Genomic DNA, 660 nt, shown 5'->3' with positions numbered 1-660 from the left:
CGGTGGCCCCGGGGCCCGCCGCCCCGGGCCCCGCCCACCGCCCCGCCGGCTCAGCCCTTACGGGTCGCGAACACCCCGGGCGGAAAGGCGCCGTTGCCGAGCGCGATGCCGGTGAGCCCGCGGCACAGGTCGGTCAGTCGGGCCGTCCGCTCCTCGCCGAGCAGTTCGAACGGCGCGCGGCCGAGCCGGTCGGTGTGCTCCTCGACGGCCCGCCGCAGCGCCGCCCCGGCCTCGGTCTGCGCGCCGTCGGCGTCGACGAGTCCGCGCCCGGCCAGCCGGTCACGGGCCGCCTCCCACTGTTCGGTGGTCCAGCCGCGACTGGCCACGGCGAACGCCGGCTCGAAGCCCCGGCCGGTCGCGGTGTGCGAGAACAGCGCCTCGACGCCGTCGAGTTCGGCGTCCTGGAGGGCCATCAGGTGACCGTCACCGCGATACTCGCGGATCAGCGTCGCGCCGAACCACAACGCGACGTGCGGGGCCGCCACGACGTCCGGCACGTCGAGTTCGGCGTGCGCCGCGTACAACGGGCGCCCCTCGGGGCCGCCCGCCCGGGCGCACGAGAGCGCGAGTTCGGCCGCCTCGCGCACCTCGGCCGAGTGGGCGACGTCGTCGCCGAGGGCGCGGCGCAGCACCCGGTCGACCCCGCGCAGACGCGCGGCG

At 78.2% G+C, this 660-nt stretch carries 1 protein-coding gene; it reads right to left on the bottom strand.

Annotated features, from left to right (window positions below; translation table 11 throughout):
• Positions 1-50 precede the first annotated feature (50 nt).
• On the bottom strand, positions 51-660 hold a 610-nt coding region (locus GT354_RS37455), incomplete at its 5' end, for a hypothetical protein (protein ID WP_161360845.1).

The organism is Streptomyces sp. SID3343 (genome assembly GCF_009865215.1).
GTDB lineage: Bacteria > Actinomycetota > Actinomycetes > Streptomycetales > Streptomycetaceae > Embleya.
This window is presented reverse-complemented; position numbering and strand designations above follow the sequence as displayed.